Origin of the sequence: Albidovulum sp., assembly GCF_049646345.1 — a bacterium.
Classification (GTDB): domain Bacteria; phylum Pseudomonadota; class Alphaproteobacteria; order Rhodobacterales; family Rhodobacteraceae; genus Albidovulum.
In genome coordinates this window covers 1-2,084 of the sequence record NZ_JBARVQ010000065.1, presented here as the reverse complement: position 1 = coordinate 2,084, position 2,084 = coordinate 1, and the positions used below count along the sequence as shown (strand labels likewise).

Below are 2,084 nucleotides of genomic sequence, written 5' to 3'. Positions count from 1 at the left end.
GCCGAAGCCCTTGAAGGCACCGAAGTGGCGACGACATCGCTTGCGCAGGGCGTGCCGATCGGCGGCGAGCTCGACTACCTTGATGACGGTACGATTCAGGCGGCACTCAGGGCGCGTAAGCAGTTCTGAGGGCGAAAACCGCGTAGACCATGTCGGTGCCGGGCATGTGGGGGCGTCTGCGCGGGGTCAGACTTTCACATGGCCGGATGCGGGAGGAACGCATGACGATGCTCAGGGGACGATGCCTTTGTGGCGCGGTGACGTGGTCTTCGGCCGGGCCGGTGACACGCAACCTCGTCTGCCATTGCGAAAACTGCCAGCGCGCCACCTCTTCGCCGTTCACGGCCTTTGTCGGGCTTCCGTCGGATGCGGTCACATGGACAGGCGACGTCACCCATTTCGAAAGCTCGCCCGGAACCCATCGCGGCTTTTGCCCAGCCTGCGGCAGTCGGCTTTATTTTCGCTCGGACAGATGGCCAGAGGAAATCCATATCCATGCGGCCACTCTGGCTGACCAGAGCGGCTACCGGCCTGACGCGCAGGTGGTTCTGGCTGAACGTGCGGCATGGCTCGATCACCTTGATGCGGCAGACAGGCACGAGGGCTTTCACAAGGCACCGGGCGGGGCGCGCTGACGGGATTGCAGCCCCCCTGCTTCCGGTGCAGGTTGCGCGAAACCGGTACGCATCCACGCGCAAGGCAGGAGACCGCAGATGATCACCGAGATCCCCGGCCTGGTCGACCGGGTTCGTGACCGCTTCGCCCATGTGGAGGCGTGTCCGTTCGAAGGCCCGCGGATCTTCTTCGAGAATGCCGGCGGGGCGCTCAGGCTGAAATCGGTGATCGGGACGTCGGCGGCCTATGCGGGCTATGCGGACAATCAGGGGCGCGACAATCCGGCCTCGAAGGCTCTGATGGCGGCGATCGACAAGGGCCGGGCCGATATGCGGCTCTTTCTCAACGCGCCGGGGGGCGAGGTCTTTGTCGGCGAAAGCGGGACCGAGGTTCTGTTTCGTCTGATCCGCACGGCGGCTTTGGGCGCAAGGCAGGGCGGGGTGATGCTTGGTTCCACGCTCGAACATCCCGCTTCGCGCAGCGCGATGGCGCGCTGGGCCGAGGTTGCCGGGCGGCAGCATGTATTGGTGCCGCATGACAACGCGACCGGGACCGTCAGCCTTGAGGCCTATCAGGAGGCGATCACGCCCGATATCCGGGTCGCGACCATCGTCCAGACCTCGCCGGTGACGGGGATGGCGGTGGATGTTCCGGCGATTGTCGCGGCGATCCGGGACCAGGCGCCGGAGGCGTTCATCATCATCGACGGCATCCAGCATGCCAGCCACGGCCAGATCGATTGCGCCGCCTATGGCGCGGACGGCTATGCGGTGTCGCCCTACAAGGTCTTTTCCCGGCATGGCTATGGGGTCGGCTGGGCGTCCGACCGGCTGACGGCCTTGGCCAAGGAGCAGATTGTCGACGGACCTGAACGGGCATGGGAGCTGGGCACCCGCGACGCGGGCGTCTATGCGACCTTCTCGGACGTGGTCGCTTATTTCGACTGGCTGGGCGGCGAGGTTTCGGACGCCACGGGTCGCCGCGCGCGGATCGAGGCGGCGGGCCGGGCGATCCACGACCATGAGGCACGGCTGATGCAGGCAATGCTTCACGGCACCGGCAATCTGCGCGGGGTGGCGGAAATGCCGGGCGTCGCGGTCGTCGGCGGTAGCGGAACCGAGGGCCGCGAAGGGGTGGTGTCGCTGACGCTGGACGGAATGGAGCCTGGCGCATTGGTCACGTTCCTGGCGATGCGGGGCATCCGCGTCCATATCCGCAAGAACGACCACTATTGCGGCAATATCCTCGGCCCGCTCGGGCTGGAGGCCTGCATCCGCGTATCCGTCTGCCACTACAATACCGAAGCCGAGGTCGCCCGCTTTCTGACCGCAATGGACGAGGCCGCGACATTGGCACGGTAAGGTGGGTTTAAACCCACCTTACGACCCCGTTTGTCCATTCTGAAGGGGGTGGGACCAAGCTCCTGATGCTGCACTGGCACGAGATCGTGCAGATGCGGACCCGAATGG

2 protein-coding genes and 1 pseudogene are annotated in these 2,084 nt (G+C 65.5%); all 3 read left to right on the top strand.

Going from position 1 to position 2,084, the window contains the following annotated elements:
* Positions 1 to 129: pseudogene (locus tag WBB85_RS01600) on the top strand (recombination mediator RecR); the annotation flags it as partial.
* Positions 130 to 221: 92 nt separating this feature from the next.
* Positions 222 to 635 (top strand): GFA family protein, encoded by a 414-nt coding sequence (locus WBB85_RS01595; protein ID WP_432636875.1) that lies wholly within the window; start codon positions 222 to 224, stop codon positions 633 to 635.
* A 78-nt stretch (positions 636 to 713) separates the two neighbouring features.
* Positions 714 to 1,976, top strand: coding sequence for an aminotransferase class V-fold PLP-dependent enzyme (locus WBB85_RS01590; RefSeq protein WP_432636874.1), 1,263 nt, complete (start codon positions 714 to 716; stop codon positions 1,974 to 1,976).
* Positions 1,977 to 2,084 lie beyond the last annotated feature (108 nt).

Coding starts and splice junctions, on each gene's coding strand:
- WBB85_RS01595 (WP_432636875.1), top strand. CDS start 222: ATGACGATGCTCAGGGGACGATGCCTTTGTGGCGCGGTGACGTGGTCT.
- WBB85_RS01590 (WP_432636874.1), top strand. CDS start 714: ATGATCACCGAGATCCCCGGCCTGGTCGACCGGGTTCGTGACCGCTTC.